13 protein-coding genes are annotated in these 16,480 nt (G+C 45.9%); 6 read left to right on the forward strand and 7 right to left on the reverse strand.

Annotation, left to right across the window (positions count from 1 at the left end; all coding sequences use genetic code 11):
* The first annotated feature begins 156 nt into the window (after positions 1-156).
* On the forward strand, positions 157-1,830 hold the full coding sequence (gene fadD / locus EKG38_RS08020; protein WP_126519745.1) for a long-chain-fatty-acid--CoA ligase FadD: 1,674 nt from the start codon (positions 157-159) through the stop codon (positions 1,828-1,830).
* Positions 1,831-1,929: 99 nt separating this feature from the next.
* Positions 1,930-3,039 carry a ribonuclease D gene (gene rnd, locus EKG38_RS08025; protein WP_126519746.1) on the forward strand — a complete coding sequence of 370 codons (1,110 nt, stop codon included), beginning with the start codon at positions 1,930-1,932 and terminating at the stop codon, positions 3,037-3,039.
* A 75-nt stretch (positions 3,040-3,114) separates the two neighbouring features.
* Here rnd and minE read toward each other — a convergent pair whose 3' ends face one another.
* The 3 genes from minE to minC are packed head-to-tail and all read right to left on the reverse strand — an operon-like array spanning position 3,115 to position 4,878.
* Positions 3,115-3,375: a cell division topological specificity factor MinE gene (minE, locus tag EKG38_RS08030; RefSeq protein WP_012142861.1), complete on the reverse strand. Its 261-nt coding sequence runs from the start codon at positions 3,373-3,375 to the stop codon at positions 3,115-3,117.
* Between the two features lie 2 nt (positions 3,376-3,377).
* Positions 3,378-4,187: a septum site-determining protein MinD gene (gene minD / locus EKG38_RS08035; RefSeq protein ID WP_126519747.1), complete on the reverse strand. Its 810-nt coding sequence runs from the start codon at positions 4,185-4,187 to the stop codon at positions 3,378-3,380.
* A gap of 25 nt (positions 4,188-4,212) precedes the next feature.
* Positions 4,213-4,878 (reverse strand): septum site-determining protein MinC, encoded by a 666-nt coding sequence (gene minC, locus EKG38_RS08040; protein WP_012142859.1) that lies wholly within the window; start codon positions 4,876-4,878, stop codon positions 4,213-4,215.
* Between the two features lie 122 nt (positions 4,879-5,000).
* Between minC and EKG38_RS08045 the strand changes: the two genes are divergently transcribed.
* Genes EKG38_RS08045 through EKG38_RS08055 form a run of 3 tightly spaced genes read left to right on the forward strand, consistent with a single transcriptional unit; the run spans position 5,001 to position 6,807 of the window.
* Entirely contained in the window at positions 5,001-5,282 is a 282-nt protein-coding gene (locus tag EKG38_RS08045; RefSeq protein ID WP_126519748.1) for a YcgL domain-containing protein, read from the forward strand.
* A gap of 38 nt (positions 5,283-5,320) precedes the next feature.
* On the forward strand, positions 5,321-6,322 hold the full coding sequence (locus EKG38_RS08050) for a lytic murein transglycosylase (protein WP_126519749.1): 1,002 nt from the start codon (positions 5,321-5,323) through the stop codon (positions 6,320-6,322).
* Positions 6,323-6,366: 44 nt separating this feature from the next.
* Positions 6,367-6,807, forward strand: a complete 441-nt coding sequence (locus EKG38_RS08055; RefSeq protein WP_126519750.1) for a YcgN family cysteine cluster protein — start codon at positions 6,367-6,369, stop codon at positions 6,805-6,807.
* Between the two features lie 461 nt (positions 6,808-7,268).
* On the opposite strand, the gene dsbB is transcribed toward EKG38_RS08055, so the two are convergent.
* Together dsbB and nhaB are read right to left on the reverse strand one after the other, a co-directional pair.
* Positions 7,269-7,781 (reverse strand): disulfide bond formation protein DsbB, encoded by a 513-nt coding sequence (dsbB, locus tag EKG38_RS08060; protein ID WP_126519751.1) that lies wholly within the window; start codon positions 7,779-7,781, stop codon positions 7,269-7,271.
* A 119-nt stretch (positions 7,782-7,900) separates the two neighbouring features.
* Positions 7,901-9,484 (reverse strand): sodium/proton antiporter NhaB, encoded by a 1,584-nt coding sequence (gene nhaB, locus EKG38_RS08065; RefSeq protein ID WP_126519752.1) that lies wholly within the window; start codon positions 9,482-9,484, stop codon positions 7,901-7,903.
* A 322-nt stretch (positions 9,485-9,806) separates the two neighbouring features.
* Here nhaB and fadR point away from each other — a divergent pair, with 322 nt between their 5' ends.
* A complete protein-coding gene (gene fadR, locus EKG38_RS08070) occupies positions 9,807-10,556 on the forward strand; it encodes a fatty acid metabolism transcriptional regulator FadR (protein ID WP_126519753.1) in 750 nt (249 codons plus the stop codon).
* A 74-nt stretch (positions 10,557-10,630) separates the two neighbouring features.
* Here fadR and EKG38_RS08075 read toward each other — a convergent pair whose 3' ends face one another.
* Positions 10,631-14,581, reverse strand: coding sequence for a translocation/assembly module TamB domain-containing protein (locus EKG38_RS08075; protein WP_126519754.1), 3,951 nt, complete (start codon positions 14,579-14,581; stop codon positions 10,631-10,633).
* The gene (locus EKG38_RS08080; RefSeq protein ID WP_246033121.1) at positions 14,578-16,395 is read right to left on the reverse strand and encodes an autotransporter assembly complex protein TamA; all 1,818 of its coding nucleotides are present in this window, start codon (positions 16,393-16,395) and stop codon (positions 14,578-14,580) included. Before EKG38_RS08080 ends, EKG38_RS08075 begins: the two co-directional genes overlap by 4 nt.
* Positions 16,396-16,480: the final 85 nt, after the last annotated feature.

The following is a 16,480-nucleotide window of genomic DNA, read 5'->3' on the forward strand; positions in this document are numbered from 1 at the left end:
TCTATTTATGTGATGATGATCATAATTAAAACACCTGTATGAATCAGGTGAGCTTAAAATAAAAATTAAAGACAGTGTTATTGCTTGTTGTTTTACAAGCGTTTTACAGACTAGTGTGGTCTGTATCCACTGCATGTGGGATATTAGGAGAGATTTGTGGAACAGCTTTGGATAGATAACTTACCTGATGATGTACCATCGGAAATTGATGTAAACCAGTATGATTCGCTTGTCGATATGTTTGAGAAATCAGTGTCGAAGTATGCCGACCAACCTGCGTTTGTAAATATGGGCGCAACACTGACTTATCGTAAGTTGGAAGAGCGAAGCCGCGCATTTGCCGCCTATCTTCAAAATGAACTTAAGTTAGTCAAAGGCGACAGAGTCGCCATCATGATGCCTAACTTATTACAATATCCTATCGCGCTGTTTGGCATATTACGTGCCGGAATGGTTGTGGTGAATGTTAACCCTCTCTATACCCCAAGAGAATTGAAGCACCAACTGAATGATTCCGGTGCCAAAGCGATTGTTGTCGTCTCTAATTTTGCCCATACACTCGAGAAGGTCGTCGATCAGACTCCAGTCGAGAGCGTGATCCTGACCGGGCTTGGTGATCTTCTTAGCGCGCCGAAACGCACATTAGTAAACTTTGTCGTTAAGTACATCAAGAAGATGGTACCAAAATACGACTTGCCCCATGCCATCTCGATGCGAAAGGCGTTATCGAAAGGCAGAGGTCTGCAATACGTTAAACCTAAACTGGTTAGCGATGATCTCTCATTCCTGCAGTATACCGGCGGGACTACCGGTGTATCGAAAGGCGCCATGCTCACACACGGCAATGTGGTGAGCAACCTGTTACAGGCGGACGCTGCGTATTCGCCACTGTTGATCGACGGCAAAGAGTTCGTGGTGACTGCACTGCCTTTGTACCATATCTTCGCATTAACCGTGAATTGCCTGTTGTTTATGCATAAAGGCTCCAACAACCTGCTTATCACCAACCCAAGGGATCTGCCTGCATTCATCAGTGAGCTGAGAAAGCACCCTTATACGGCTATTACCGGAGTGAATACGCTCTTTAATGCTCTGGTTAATACGCCGGAGTTTGCCGAGTTAGACTTTTCCCAGGTCAAGTTGTCCATTGGTGGCGGCATGGCTGTACAGCGTGCAGTGGCCGATAAATGGCAAAAAATCACTAAGAACAAACTACTCGAAGGTTACGGCCTGACAGAGGCCGCTCCCTTAGTGACCTGTTGTCCCTATAACCTTGAAGCTTATAACGGTTCTATTGGCTTTCCGGTTGCCATGACTGATATTCAGGTGCGCGATGATGCCGGTAAAGTCCTGCCTCAGGGGGAGAACGGTGAACTGTTTGCCAAGGGACCTCAGGTGATGAAAGGCTACTGGCAACGTCCGGAGGAGACGGCAAACGTTATCGATAGCCAAGGTTATCTGGCTACGGGCGATATCGGCTATATGGATGAAAATGGCTTCTTTTTCATTGTCGACCGTAAGAAGGATATGATCTTAGTATCAGGTTTCAATGTCTTCCCTAATGAGGTGGAGGAGGTTGTGGCTATGCATCCAAAAGTGGTTGAAGTTGCCGCCGTCGGGGTGCCTAATGAGCTATCTGGTGAAACGGTGAAAGTGTTTGTGGTGCAAAATGATAAATCTTTAACCAAACAAGATATCATCACACATTGTCGTAAGCATTTAACGGGATATAAAGTTCCTAAACTGGTAGAATTCAGAGACGAGCTACCGAAATCGAACGTAGGTAAAATTCTGCGTAGAGAGTTGAGGGACGAAGTTAAGCCTAGTTAACGACCTCAAAAGCACATGAAATGTGTGTTTATCTCGCTTTCTTAGCCGGCTATCAGCCGGCTTTTTATTTTGTAGCATTTCATCTTTCGGGAGAACAACTTGTTAGCGTTTCAATATATAGATGACGATGCGAGCTTAACTGAGCTTGTATTGCAATATCGTCAGAGTCCTTTACTGGTCTTGGATACTGAGTTCGTCCGAACACGTACCTATTATGCCCGACTTGGTTTGATACAGGCTTACGATGGTAAAACGTTAGCATTGATTGACCCGGTTGCCGTCGGCAACCTGTCAGAGTTTTGGAGTCTGCTCACTGAGCCCGAAATTACCACGGTATTGCATTCCTGTAGTGAAGATCTTGAGGTGTTCGCCCGTAATGGTCAGTGTCAGCCAATTCGTCTGTTTGATAGTCAGATCGCTGCATCGCTATGTGGTTTCGGTCATGGACTGGGCTATGCCAAGTTGGTCGAACAGACACTGAATATCGCACTCGATAAGGGTGAATCCCGCACCGATTGGATGAAGCGTCCATTAAGTAAGGCTCAACTGAACTACGCGGCCAACGATGTCTATTATCTCTATGAGTTATATCCTCAACTGATTCAAAAGTTGGAAGAAACAGATAGACTGGATTGGGTATTCGAGGAAGGCGAGCGGATGACGCAAGGGCGGTTAACTCCGCCAGATCTTGAGCTGGCATATCTGAAAGTTAAGAATGCCTTTCAGTTGAGTTCTCAGCAGTTAGCTTTCCTTAAAGTTTTGGCTAAATGGCGATTAAAGAAGGCGTTATCACGAGATCTTGCCGTTGGATTTGTGGTGAAAGATCATGCCTTGATCGGTCTTGCTAAAAAACAGCCGAAGAATACGAATGAACTGAATAAGATGATTGAGCTGACGGATCAGGAGAAACGCATACATGGTAGAGATCTGTTAGCCTTGCTCGATACTGCCGATCTTGATAATCCGCCTAAGTCGATCGATGTGTTGGCGTTGAAGAATGGTTATAAATCATCATTTAAGACTATTAAGAACTGTCTGACGGCCCTGTCTGAAAAGCATGATGTTCCGATTGAGCTGCTTGGTTCGAAGCGGTATATTCATGAATATCTGCAATGGTTCTGGGACGGTAAAACAGGCGATGCTCCGCTGTTACTAAGTGGTTGGCGCGGTGAAATTGCTGCATCACCATTGGCTGAATTGGTTTTGTAAAAAAGTATCAGGCAAAAATAAACCCGCGATTATTAATTTAAACGCGGGTTTTTTATTGACCGAATTAATGGAGTCTTACTTTTCTTCGGGTAAGGTCACATTCAATTCGAGCACAGAAAGCTTATCATCATTTTGATCCAGTTGGACCGTTACCTGGTCCGGATCAATATGCACGTACTTTTTAATGACCTCTATGATCTCTTGCTTCATCTGAGGAAAATAGTCCGGTGCATCTCTCTCGCCACGTTGATGAGCTACGATGATCTGCAGACGTTCTTTGGCTGTGACAGCCGTATTTGGCTTCTTTTTACTTTTGAAATAATCGAGTAGAGACATAGTTAGCTACCAAATATCCTTTTTAAAAAGCCTTTCTTCTCTTCAGTTATAAAACGTAAAGGAAGTTCTTCACCTAACAAGCGATCAACACTGTCGCTATAGGCTTTGCCTGCGTCACTCTCTTGATCCATGATAACGGGTACACCAGAGTTCGATGCCTTCAATACGGCTTGAGACTCCGGGATCACACCGATAAGCGGAATCGCTAAGATCTCTTCGACATCTTCGACACTGAGCATTTCACCGGTCGTGACTCGACTGGGTGAGTAGCGGGTCAAAAGCAAAAACTCTTTAACCGGCTCTAAACTCTCTTCAGCGCGCTTAGACTTACTCTGCAACATACCAAGAATACGGTCAGAATCTCTGACTGAGCTGACCTCAGGGTTGGTTGTCACTATGGCAATATCCGCAAAATAGAGCGCCATCATAGCCCCGGTTTCGATGCCGGCAGGAGAGTCACAGATGATGAACTCAAAATCTTTAGCCAGATCATCGAGTACCCGACCCACGCCCTCTTTAGTCAACGCATCTTTATCACGAGTCTGTGAGGCGGGAAGTATAAATAAATTCGGGCAACGTTTATCTTTGATTAAAGCCTGATTAAGGTTTGCCTCACCGTTAATGACATTAACAAAGTCATAGACGACTCGACGCTCGCAGCCCATGATCAGATCTAAATTACGAAGTCCGATATCAAAATCTACAACGACAGTCTTGTGTCCCTTTAATGCCAACCCGGTTGCAATTGCGGCACTGGAAGTCGTTTTACCTACGCCGCCTTTACCTGAGGTGACAACAATAATTTGTGTCATGTGTTGTTCTTTCCTTTTCAATGTCTTAAAGAGGCAGTGACTCTATGGTAAGAGATTCACCATCGAGACGAATACAGCCACTTTTTGTTGTGCTGTTGGCCTGAATATTGTCTGTTAACCAGTATTGACCCGCTATAGAAACGAGTTCGGCTTCCATCGTTTTTGCAATGATGACCGCGTGTTTGTCACCAGATGCGCCCGCCATGGCTTTACCACGTAATGTGCCATAAATATGAATGCTACCATCGGCAATAACCTCGGCGCCGTTACCCACAGTTCCAATGACAACCAGATCTCCATTTTTAGCATAGATCTGCTGTCCGGAACGAACATTTTGTTTAACTAATTTAGTAGTCTTAGGTAACTGTGGTTGGGATTGAGCCTGTTTCCCCGATTTTATTATCGCCAGCCCTAAGGTTTTAGCCTGTTCAGACAAGGTGTTTATTGCCGCGGTGATCCCAACAATCACTAATTGTCGTGAAGTGAGAAGGTCTTTTAGTGCAGCAAGATTATAACTCGAGTCTGAAATTGAGCTGAGATTGACGACAAGGGGAGCGCCAATAAAAAACTGAGGGGCGATAGCAAGTTTGCTATCAAGCTCTTTCGCCACCTTTTCCAGATCAATGCTATTGATATGGAGTACAGAAAGCGTAAAAGATGAGCCTTTTAACTCTAGGCTAGGTGTCTGCATTGCGACATTGCTCTTTGTAAAATAACCAGACTTGGCGCTGATTTGCATTATATTAATGACCGACCATGTTATAGTGTGGTTTCGTTACTGGCAAGTTGAATAGTTTGGAAAATAGATAGTATATGATCTGTGCTGTATATAAGAGTCGACGTAAGGTCGACAGCTACCTTTTCGTTGAAAAGCGCAATGAGTTTGAGCGGGTACCCGATGCATTGATGGAGATGTTTGGCGAGCCTGAATTAGTGATGATATTACCCCTGATGAAGCGTGAGCATTTAGGCTTCGCAGATATCAAAAAAGTCAAAAGTGAACTTGCCGAAAAAGGTTATTACTTGCAACTTCCCCCACCTAAAGTTAATTTACTCGAACAGCATAAGCTGGAGATTGGCTACAGCCGAGATTAGAACGAGTTAGTGAATGGATAGCATAGAAGGGAGCAGCTATGGTTTGGAAGAAAATAGGGGCCGCGGTTTTTATCACCCTGTTTAGTGGTTCGGTGCAACTCGCATCGGCGCAAGACAGTCAAAAATCGCCTAGTTTCGTTGAATATTTAGATGCATTAAAACTTGAAGCAAAAGAGCAGGGCATTGAAAACGAAATTGTGGCGCGTGTTTTCCCTAAAATTAAGCCGTTTAAGCGAGCTGTATTTACAGGGAAAACTCAAGCTGAACCTAACACTTCTCTGGAAACCTATCTCCCCACGGCTGTGCCTGAATGGAAAGTTGAAAAAGCCAGATCCTTGTTTAAGACCCATAGCGCCGAGCTGGAAGCTATCGGTACAAAATACGGTGTCCAACCCCGGTTTATTGTCGCACTCTTGGGCATAATATCAGATTTTGGTGCCGACTCAGGTCACCTTCCCCTGTTATCTGTTTTGGCTTCCTCAGCCTATGAGGGGAGCAAAGAGGCTTTCTTCAGAGATGAGTTTTTTGCTGCCTTAAATATCATCGCTCAAGATAATATCGAGTTTGATGACTTGCAAGGCGCTTGGACCGGTCACATGGGACAAACTCATTTCACTGCAAGCCAGTATCTCTTGTTCGCCCAGGACGGTGATGGTGATGGCAAGAAAGATATCTGGAATAACACACAAGATACCTTCGCTTCATTGGCCTATTATCTCCAGCAAGCAGGGTGGAAGAGTGACGGAACCTGGGGTCGTCAGGTTCTCGTTCCTAAAGAGTTTGATCGCTCGCATTCTTCCCTCGAGATAAAGAAAACCTTCTCACAATGGTCCGCGCTCGGGGTGACGCGTTTTGATGGCTCTAAATTGCCTTCACGGGATGATATGCAAATTTCATTGATCATGCCCGATGGTATCATTGGACGTAAATACCTCGTTTATGACAACTATCGAGCCTTGCTAAAATGGAATGAATCCGACTATTTTGCCCTTTCAGTGACCTATCTTTCGGAGCGGATCAAGTATCCTGCGATAAAATAGTGTAAAATGGCCTGCGAAAGTGGTCTTTTTTATAGAATTTAATCATGTCGTTTTGGAAGAATAAAACCTTAGCAGAGATGGACACCCAAGAGTGGGAGTCACTCTGTGATGGTTGTGGTAAATGTTGCTTAAACAAGTTGATCGATGATGAAACCGAAGAACTTTATTATACGAATGCAGCCTGTAAATTATTAGATCCTAAAGATGGACACTGTGTCCACTATATTCAGCGTTTCAATTTTGTGCCCTCCTGCACGCAAGTCACCGTCGATAATGTCGCCGAGCTAACCTGGTTACCGGATAGCTGCGCATACCGTCGTCTGCATCTTGGTCGCGAGCTTCCCTCCTGGCACCCGTTAATTACCGGTTCAAAAGAGGCGATGCATGCCGCAGGGATGTCGATTCGGAATAAAGTAACCTGTGAAACAAAAGTGAAGTATATGGAAGACCATATCGTCCTATGGCCCTTAAAAGATATCGAATAAATCCAGAACGATACCCTCTACAGTTTGTTACCTGCCTTGCAATCGGTGCCTACCTTGGTGCCGAGCCCAATCTATTTACGTTAAAATAGTTTAAGCCAAAACACACTCAATCTAACCGTCATTAAACCAAATTTTAGCTATCTACCCAGACAACCAGGGTTAACAGCATCACTCATACTCTATTCAGTGTTTTGTCGGCAATGTTAGTCATCTATTTCTTTACACGCCTGTTAATGTTATCGCGAGTCTGTCAAACGCCTATCAGGTCCCTGGTTAAGTTTTAAAAATATTTAATGGCTAAATAGCCTGGTGATGTTTATTTGTTTTTGATTTTTTTTGGGGGATAGTTTCAAATAAGGCAGAGGGTGTTACGAATTGAAAGAGTCTATGCAGTAATATCGATCAAGACAATGTCTCCATGGCCATGGAGACAGCTATTTTTTGGTTTTACTTGCAGGGTTTTACTTCCCGGTTTTACTGAGTGCGGGGATCATAAAGATAGCCAGCGCTAACAGATAAGTTGAAAATGCGACAATCATCCATTGTCCCATAGTCACTCCCATCATCTGCCAGGGGATATCGCTACACATGCCCGATGGCATAAATACCGAAGGTAACCATTCATGTAGCGGCATCCAACTCGGGAATTCCGGCAGGAAAGAGCAGGTAGAGAACGGAGAAGGGTTCGTCTGCATATCCACTAACTCTAACGCCAGATTCAAGCCCCATGCGGCACTAATTCCCCAGCCCAGCACGGCGATAAAGCGCAAAAAACGATTCTTATAACCGACTAAGCCAATAAGTGCTGCGCCCAATATGCCAAAAATGGCCAATCTTTGGTAGATGCACATGACACAGGGATCGAGTTTCATTACATGTTGAAAGAAAAGGGCACAAAGCTCCAGCCCTAGGGCTGTGCCTGCAAGAATTAGCCAGGCCAGGCGAGATTGAGCGAATCGTGTCACAGGGTTCAAGAGGCTGATCTCCATAATCATAAATATAATAAAAAACGCCCGAAAGGGCGTTTTTGTTAAGACTTTGATGAACTAAAAAAGTTCAGATTAAATCTTAATATTACTCACTATTTTATGACTTAATGTCCGCTGACCGCACCAGCTGCATCCTTGACGGTATGATGCAATAGGATTTGCGTGTCATAGAAGTATTGCGTCATCTGCTCCAGGCCACCGAATTGAATGGCTAAGACGCCGACAATCGACAGAACTATGGTGTACGGCAGCGCCATCCACACCATGCGTCCATAGGAGAGACGAATGAGGGGGGCAATTGCAGACGTTAGCAAGAACAGGAATGCCGCTTGCCCGTTAGGTGTGGCAACCGATGGCAGGTTAGTACCTGTGTTGATTGCTACTGCAAGAAGGTCGAACTGATCACGGGTTATCTGACCCGATAACAGAGCGGCTTTAACTTCGTTGATGTAAACAGTACCAACAAAGACGTTATCACTGACCATAGACAGCAGGCCATTGGCGATATAGAAGATAACCAGCTGTGTGTTGCCTTCGTAGCTGAGTGCCCACTGAATAACCGGAGCAAACAGCTGTTGATCGATAATGACAGCGACGATGGCAAAGAATACGGCCAACAGTGCGGTGAAAGGCAGTGCCTCTTCGAAGGATTTACCTATGGCATGCTCGTTGGTAATTCCGTTAAATGCCGTCGCCATAATGATGACCGACAGTCCAATCAAACCAACTGAGGCCAGATGGAAAGCGAGTCCAACGACCAGCCAGATACCAATAAGCGCCTGAACAACCAGCTTTACCTTGTCATGTTTAGTTCGATGCGCGTCTTCATGAGCAGCAAATTCAGACAAGATGGTATGTACCGCTTCCGGTAATTGTTGACCGTAACTAAACACCTTAAACTTTTCGACTAAGAAACAGGTCGTTATACCGGCCAAGAAGACGGGAACGGTTACAGGTGACATACGCAGAGCAAATTCGACAAACTGCCAGTTAGCCTGAGCCGCAATAATTAAGTTTTGCGGTTCGCCCACCATAGTACATACGCCACCAAGCGCTGTCCCCACACCGGCATGCATTAACAGATTTCTAAGGAAACCACGAAATGCCTCTAATTCCTCTTCACAAAGCTGATGGTGACCATCTGAGGTATGGTCATGATCATCGGCGAAGCTCTTACCCGAAGCCACTTTGTGGTAGATAGAGTAGAAGCCAACTGCGACGGCAATGATAACCGCAATAACCGTCAGAGCGTCGAGGAAAGCGGACAGGAAAGCGGAAGCAACACAGAACATTAAAGATACAACAACTTTTGAGCGTACCTTAGTGATCATCTTGGTGAAGGCAAACAGCAGTAGTTGCTTCATGAAATAGATGCCGGCAACCATGAAGATCAACAGCAACAAAACTTCAAGGTTGGCCTCGAGCTCATGAAAGACCTGGCTTGGGGAGGTCATGCCGATGGCGACGGCTTCGATGGCTAATAAACCACCGGGCTGAAGTGGGTAGCATTTTAGTGCCATTGCCAAGGTGAAAATGAACTCAACAACCAGTAACCAACCCGCAATAAACGGATTTAGGTAAAAAATAATTGGGTTAATAATTAAAAAAGATAAAATCGCGATTTTGAACCACTTAGGAGAATTTCCCAAGAAGTTATCAATAAACGCCTGACTCATAGTCACAGGCATGGCACCCTCTCAAAATTGTTGATAGATATGATTATTAGATTTATTAGATTTAGTACTTCAATATATTTGAATCGAAACAGTTTAGCTTAAAGAGAGTCCTAATTTAATACCCTAGACTCATCTTCAACTTAAAAAAAGCTTAAAATGTGGATTTGAATAGCAAAACCATCTTAAATTATTGATCGATGGTCGATTCTGGAGTGTTTTGTGATCTTAATCGTTGATCTTGGCCACTATTATCCCAGAAAGGTTTCCATTTTTTCCGGCTCTGGTATGATCAGTGTCTTGAATACCACTTTTTTAAATTGGGAAAAATAACCTGATGACAATTGTCCAAAAAGCTCCTGTCGTGGCAAAAAACAGAGATATTATTGAAGCCAAAGGACCTGCGAGCTTTGCTGAGAAGTATATTGTCCGATCTATCTGGGAGGATAAATTCCCGCCAGGTTCTATTTTACCAGCAGAGCGTGAATTATCTGAGCTTATCGGAGTCACGCGCACCACGCTTAGGGAAGTCCTTCAACGTTTAGCCAGAGATGGTTGGTTGACTATTCAACATGGTAAACCGACCCGTGTTAACGATATCTGGGAAAGCTCTGGTCTTAATGTATTAGAAACCATCGCCGATCTGAACCCTGCGGGTGAGCCCGTATTGTTAGAGCAGTTACTTTCTGCAAGAACGAATATCAGTGCTATCTATTTTAAAGGTGCAGTTCGCCATAACCCGGAAAAAGTGATCGAAGTATTAGCTGGCATATCTTCTTTAAACGATGATCCTAAGGCTTATGTAGAATTCGATTATCAGTTGCACCATGACTTGGCTTATAACTGTGGTAACCCTCTTTATGTTCTGATCCTAAACGGCTTTAAAGGGTTATACAGTCGTGTCGGGGAAGAATATTTTGGGATAGATAAAGCCCGTGAGATTGCGCTGGACTTCTATGAGGCGCTTCTGCAACTTGCTCAGGAAAAGAATCACAATGCGATCCCTGGCTTAATGCGCAGTTACGGTATCAATAGTGGTAAAGTTTGGCAGAAATACAGAAACAGTCTGCTGGAAACTGCAGAATAAGCTGGTTATATTAGAAAGAATTAATCAGTAACAACTAAAAACCGCTTCATGATGAAGCGGTTTTTTTGTGACCTTTAATCTATATTGAAGTTGTAGTAGATATCCAGGGACTGTTCGACGCTGCCAGACACGGTTTCCAGATAGAGTTGAGATAACAGGTAATATCTTACTGTCATCTCATAGCCAGGATTAAACACTCCGACACCGTATTTAACCATAAGGTTCTCACCAATATAGCCGCTGATGGCAACCCGGCCATCATCGTTGGCATCGAGTTGTACATTAGAGAAGCCCACTGTCTCGATGAGCCCGGTAGCCGATTCGCCGATAAGGTTGACTGCGCCACCACCGAGTTGGTTACTGAGTGTTAATGCTGCCCCCATCATCAAGCTACTATTCTGATCGCCGTCATTGCTGTGGAATCCTGTCCCTTTGATGATATAGGAGAGGATCTCGGCTTGTTCTTTCACCGGTGATGAGAAAAGCGTCACTAAGGGTTTGAGTGGAGTGCCAGTGATCCTGACTCCGGCAATGACATCCTCATCCTTAATCTCTCTAACCGCCTCAATATTAAGGTTAGGGATCTCAATTGGGCCAATAAATTGTACTTCACCGGCATTGATTTTAAGGGTTTGTCCCATAAATTTGTAGTTACCGTCGATGACTCTTATATCGCCGTACAGCAGGGGAGGGCGAAAGGCCTCCTGTATGAGATTAAGCTTACCCGTTAGCTTACCTCTTAACCCCATCCCATCAATTCTAAGTTTATCCGCGACATTAATTTTGATGTTAGTGGTGATGGCATATGGGCTTTGCTCGACTTGTTCGCTGGAGATGCTGTCTTTGAATACGACATCATCGGAGACGGCGACACCGCCTTCAGGCAGTTGGCTAACCTTAATATTACCCGAGTCGATATCTATCGAACCTTGAATGTCGGCCTTATCTTTATCGAATTTGATTTTAAGGGCTGGAGAGGCCGTGATGATGGCGAGCGGCGGCTGGATGATAGCAAGCTTATCACCATCAAATTGAATGTCACCGCTGAAGCTCTCGCCTCTCCAGTCAAACAGACCTGCGACTTGTGCCTCTCCCTCTCCCATCTTCCACTGCCCGTCTAGTGTGGCTCTCTGGCCTGAGAGTGTAAGGTCGAGTTGGATATCTTCCAATGGAGTCGGGTTAGCAGCGGCCAGCAGGTGTCCATTTTCCAGTTGCACTTTTCCGGAAACATCCGGTCTGGCGAGGGTGCCGGATATCTCCAGCTCACTGGATATTTTTCCGGTCAGAGTTTCGAGTTGTGGCATTAGCTCCGATAGGGCATCGAGGTTTATTTGATCCAGTTTGGTGTAGCCGGATATCGCCCTGTCTGGGGAAACGCTTATCTCAAGCTGTCCTTCCCAACTGGCGATATCGTGTGAATCAAATTTAAGTTGGGTGGCAAGTTTATCTTTGTCCAGACTCGCTTGAAAATTGAGCATCCTGTAGCCGACATCGATAACACGGTTATTGTTGTTGAAACTCACCTGACCCGGGGCTAAATTCAGCTCTAAATAGCCTTCGGGTCTCGACTCTTCTTGCCACTTTATCTTAGAGGTTAAGTTAGCGGGGGCCTGCCACACCAAATTTTCCGGCAGTAATGGCTTCAATATGCCACCGATATCGCCATCGAACAGGATGCTGGCCTCACCGTTTTTGCTGAGCTCAGCCGGATCATTGAGACAAAGTTTACCGTTTTCGTTGAGCCAGCAAAAAGTGCTAACCAAGCCCGTTTGTTTGTCATTATTCCAGCTGACATCGATAGGCGCCTTCAGCGCCCATTCACCGAGTATCGACTTTAGGTTGAGTCTTCTAATTTGGGCTTCGAGCTGAGTCGTCTCGGGATCGAATTTTGAGTAAATTTTGGTATTGAGTTGCAGCTCACCGAAAGTTTGTAGCCCCAGCTTCTGTTTTGTTTCATCACCTTTAAAACCTAGGGTGACGGAATCAAGCTTGACGGTCGCGAGCTTCAGCTCCTTAGCCTTAAGAGAGAGGGCAAATTCCTGATTATCTTTGGGTCGATAAAACCCTTTGATTAAGGCTTGCTCAATTTTATGTTGCTGAAATTGCAGCTCGAACACCTCGGCTGAAACGGAAACTTGTGGATGCTCGCTCTCACCCGAAACATTGATGAATGCATCGATACTGCCGGATGACTCGGTATGCCAGAGGTTAAGATCCGGGATCTGCAATTTTGCGTTAACGGCCCAAGCCTCGTCGGCACTGCCGGATATGGACAATACACTCTGCAGTGCGCTGAGCTTTAAACTATCGGCTTTGAGGTGCAGTTTATCATCGATATTGATATCGCCGAGGAGGTGAAATGGATAGCCCTGAATTTCGCCCTCCAGATCTGAGTTTGCAATACCGACCTCCCAGCGTTTAGAGTCAACCCGGCCCTTGGTGTGAAATTGGCCACTGATGATGCTATTGGGTAGAGGAGTTTCAAGGTCTAGTTTGAGCTGTTGTAGCTTGAAGTCGACAGTGTTGATGTCGGCGTCCCAGCTTACCCCATCTTCATACTGTGCGCTGCCTGATAGCTCAGCCTCTCCCAACTCTCCTTCCACTCGCAGATGAGCGACATCCAGTTGTTTACCTGTATGTTTAAATTGGGTATCGACAGCCAACACGGGATGAAAAGGGGTCTTGATATTGCCTGAGAGGATGACATTCTGACTATTGAGATCCCCGTGGGTGGCAAGTTTTATCGCTCTGCCCGAATAGGCGGGCTTGTCCAGCGGCCAGCCAAATCCCTTACTCTCAAAATGAAGCTCATAGGGGAGGCTTCTCTTTGCCAGGCCGATATCACCTTGCAGGTTAAAGTTGATATGGCCCTTACCCGTCGCCGTCACGGCTAATTTTTCAAAGCCCTGAGAGACGTGGACCGAAAGCTGTTGCTGCTTAAGTCCGGGCAGTTCGGCTACACTGCGTGCATCGACAGTGGCTGAGATATCCATAGGGTAGTCATCATTGAGTGTGATCCCCCCCTTCAGATCAACCTTGCCATAGGTATGTTCAACATGCAGCTGATTGAGGTTCACCAGAAAGCTATGGTAACTACCGTCGAGTACGATGTTTTCGAAATAGTCATCGCGCTTACCGAGTTTCAGGTGACTCTTTTCCAGCACTGCATCGGTAACAAATACCGGTATCGGCATAAAGACGGCGGGCAGCTGTGCCATTGCCCAGCTGGTGTAACCGTCTTGAGTCGTTTGGTTTGCCTTTTCACCTTTGTCATCGTTCTCGTCAGCAGAAGATAATGGAATCGATACCAGCAGATCGTTACTGTGCAGGTAGTTGGCTCTGATGCCGGTCTGTTGCCATTGTGCCTGTGTTTGCAGGAGAGAGGCATTGAATTGCATATCGTTGACGCGCACCTTCACGTTGGCTAAATCCGCGCGTTTGAGATCGATGCCAAAAGGCAGTTGTATCTCCCGGTTCTCATTTGGTTGAGAGTCATTGAGCTGAGAGTCATTGAACTGATTGTCAGGCAGACCTTTATCTGTTTCATTGACAAGTTTAAGGGTAGCGCTCTCTTCATTACCCGGGCTTTGCGCACCGAGCTTGTCAGTGTCTATCGAAACCAACACTTTACTCGCTGCTAGCTCGTTGACACATAACTGTTTGCTCAGCAAGCACATGGGCCGCCAATCTAATATGAGGTCGTCAACATCGACCGCGATACCCTCCATACTCCAGCGAACATCGGTCGTTTCGAGGCGTTTGTTTAACGTTCCTGAGACGTAGGTGATATCGAGATCGGGCACAAAAATATCGGCAAGGGTAACCGTGAGTCTGCTACCTAAGGGGGTGCCCAGTAGTATTGCAAGGATGATCAGTATGCCCAGAGGCAGATAGACAATCGTCCGGGAGACGGCCTTAAAGCTTTTCCATAATGTACGTACAAGGCTATTCGGGCCGACGGCATCGGTGCTACCTGTCTGTGTATCTGCTTGGTTAATGTCGGTCTCTCTTGTAGGGGGCGTCATAGCTCCGCTCCCATAGTGATATGGATGCGCCAGGGTCTATCGACCACATCTGTCTCTTTCAAACCGACACCCAGATCCACTTTTATCGGGCCAATAGGAGATATCCAGTGAATACCTCCCCCCACTGAGACGATGGGTTCAATCTGATTAACATCGAATGCGTTACCCGCATCGATAAAGGTGCCAACGCGCCAGGTTGGTGTCAGATAATATTGATACTCAACGCTGCCGACCATAAGATAACGCCCGCCGACAACTTGCCTTGCCAGTTGACCATCGCTGTTGGTGTAGTCCAGGTGGGGGCCGAGTTCATGATAACTGTAACCCCTGATGCTCTGATCGCCACCGGCAAAGTATCTTAGGGAGGGAGGAATAAGGGCTAAATCCTCGTCAGCGGCCAGGTTAACTCCCAAATCGAGCCGTGAGACGATTCTATGCTTGTCGAAGAAGGTATCGATCCATTTGTATTTTGTCTGCAGCCGGGTTAACTGTATGGTGGAGCCTAAAGAGGGATCGGCGTACTCCAGGCTGTAGTGTTGAAAGAATCCGGATTTTGGGTCTAAGCTATTATCGCCACGTGTCGTCTTAGAGATACTGGTGCCGAACAGGACGAACTTGGGGTCATAATCGATATCCGATTGGTTGTAGAACTCTCGCATCCATTCAATCGAATAACTGAACAGCCACTGATTATCTAGCCTCTGCTGACGGATCACACCGAATAGACGTTTACTTCCTTCGAGCTCCCCCGTGTTATCGAACTGATTCTCCTCGGGGTCATAGACCTGAGTCACGCCATATTTGTCCCTGAGCATGCCGACCCGGATTTTCAGTTGGTCATCTAACGGATGGGTCAAAGGGATCGTATAGGTGGTGAGGAACTTGGGTTTATCCGGTGACCACTCGGCCGTGGTTTCCTGAGAGTGACCATGACGGTTGATTTGTGGGGTACGCCAGGTTACACGGACCCTAGGTTCCATGCTGTTATCGGTCGTGTTACCTATGTCGGCACCCAGACCCAGTTCGATAGAGTGGCTGGGCTTAGGGGTTAGCTCAACCTTAATAGGCACGGCTCCCCCTTGGGGTTTATCGATCTGGGGCAATACTTTAATGTTGGAGAAATAACTGGTATCCAAAAGTTCCCTGTTCAGACTGCTCAGTTTGCCAGTACTGAACAGAGAGTTGGTTTCGAAGGGGAGCAGCTCGTTTAGCAGCTCATCGTTTAATGTGTGTCCTTCGAAACTGACTGTACCTATGTGGTATCGTCTGCCTGAGTCGTAATGCAAGGTGATCTGCGCAGTGTTGAGATCGCGGTTAATGGTGATTGCCGAGCGTTTGTATTTACCGTCGAAATAACCTCGGGCCAATGCAATCGTCACCAATTGGGATTTTAACCGCTCATAGGTACCATGATTCAATACGTCACCGGGTTTAATCGTCACCGTATCTAACCAGTTGAGAATAAATTTGTCTTCGACAATTCCGCCATCGAAGTTGATATCGATCCATTGGAGTCGTGTCGGTTCGCCGGGTGCGATAGAGAGTGAGAGTGTCCAGGGGCCATCCAGTGATTGGGCGACCTCCTCGATTATCACACCATGATAGAAACCCAAAGAGTGGAGGGCGGCGGTAGTGTTATCTTCTGCATTAAAGATAAAGGCTCTGCGTTGAACCTTAGACTTAGGCAAAGCACCTAAATGCGCCTTGATGTTTTGGGTTAAAACATCGTCGACACCCTCAATTTTCAATGTTAACCAGTCATTGGCATGTGCGGAAAAGATGCACAGGAAATAGCCTATTAAAATGATGCTCAATGACCATAAACGCAATGAACTGTGTTTCAAAAATTCAGACTCTTTTTAGTAATGAACGAATGCGCCTCTATTGTCGCTAGATTAT

The sequence above is a fragment of the Shewanella canadensis genome, from assembly GCF_003966225.1.
GTDB classification, from domain to species: domain Bacteria; phylum Pseudomonadota; class Gammaproteobacteria; order Enterobacterales; family Shewanellaceae; genus Shewanella; species Shewanella canadensis.

Excerpts from the sequence above, each read along its gene's own strand:
- minE (WP_012142861.1), bottom strand. The coding sequence starts at position 3,375 with ATGTCTCTACTCGATTATTTCAAAAGTAAAAAGAAGCCAAATACGGCT.
- minD (WP_126519747.1), bottom strand. The coding sequence starts at position 4,187 with ATGACACAAATTATTGTTGTCACCTCAGGTAAAGGCGGCGTAGGTAAA.
- minC (WP_012142859.1), bottom strand. The coding sequence starts at position 4,878 with ATGCAGACACCTAGCCTAGAGTTAAAAGGCTCATCTTTTACGCTTTCT.
- EKG38_RS08045 (WP_126519748.1), top strand. The coding sequence starts at position 5,001 with ATGATCTGTGCTGTATATAAGAGTCGACGTAAGGTCGACAGCTACCTT.
- EKG38_RS08050 (WP_126519749.1), top strand. The coding sequence starts at position 5,321 with ATGGTTTGGAAGAAAATAGGGGCCGCGGTTTTTATCACCCTGTTTAGT.
- EKG38_RS08055 (WP_126519750.1), top strand. The coding sequence starts at position 6,367 with ATGTCGTTTTGGAAGAATAAAACCTTAGCAGAGATGGACACCCAAGAG.
- nhaB (WP_126519752.1), bottom strand. The coding sequence starts at position 9,484 with ATGCCTGTGACTATGAGTCAGGCGTTTATTGATAACTTCTTGGGAAAT.
- fadR (WP_126519753.1), top strand. The coding sequence starts at position 9,807 with ATGACAATTGTCCAAAAAGCTCCTGTCGTGGCAAAAAACAGAGATATT.
- EKG38_RS08075 (WP_126519754.1), bottom strand. The coding sequence starts at position 14,581 with ATGACGCCCCCTACAAGAGAGACCGACATTAACCAAGCAGATACACAG.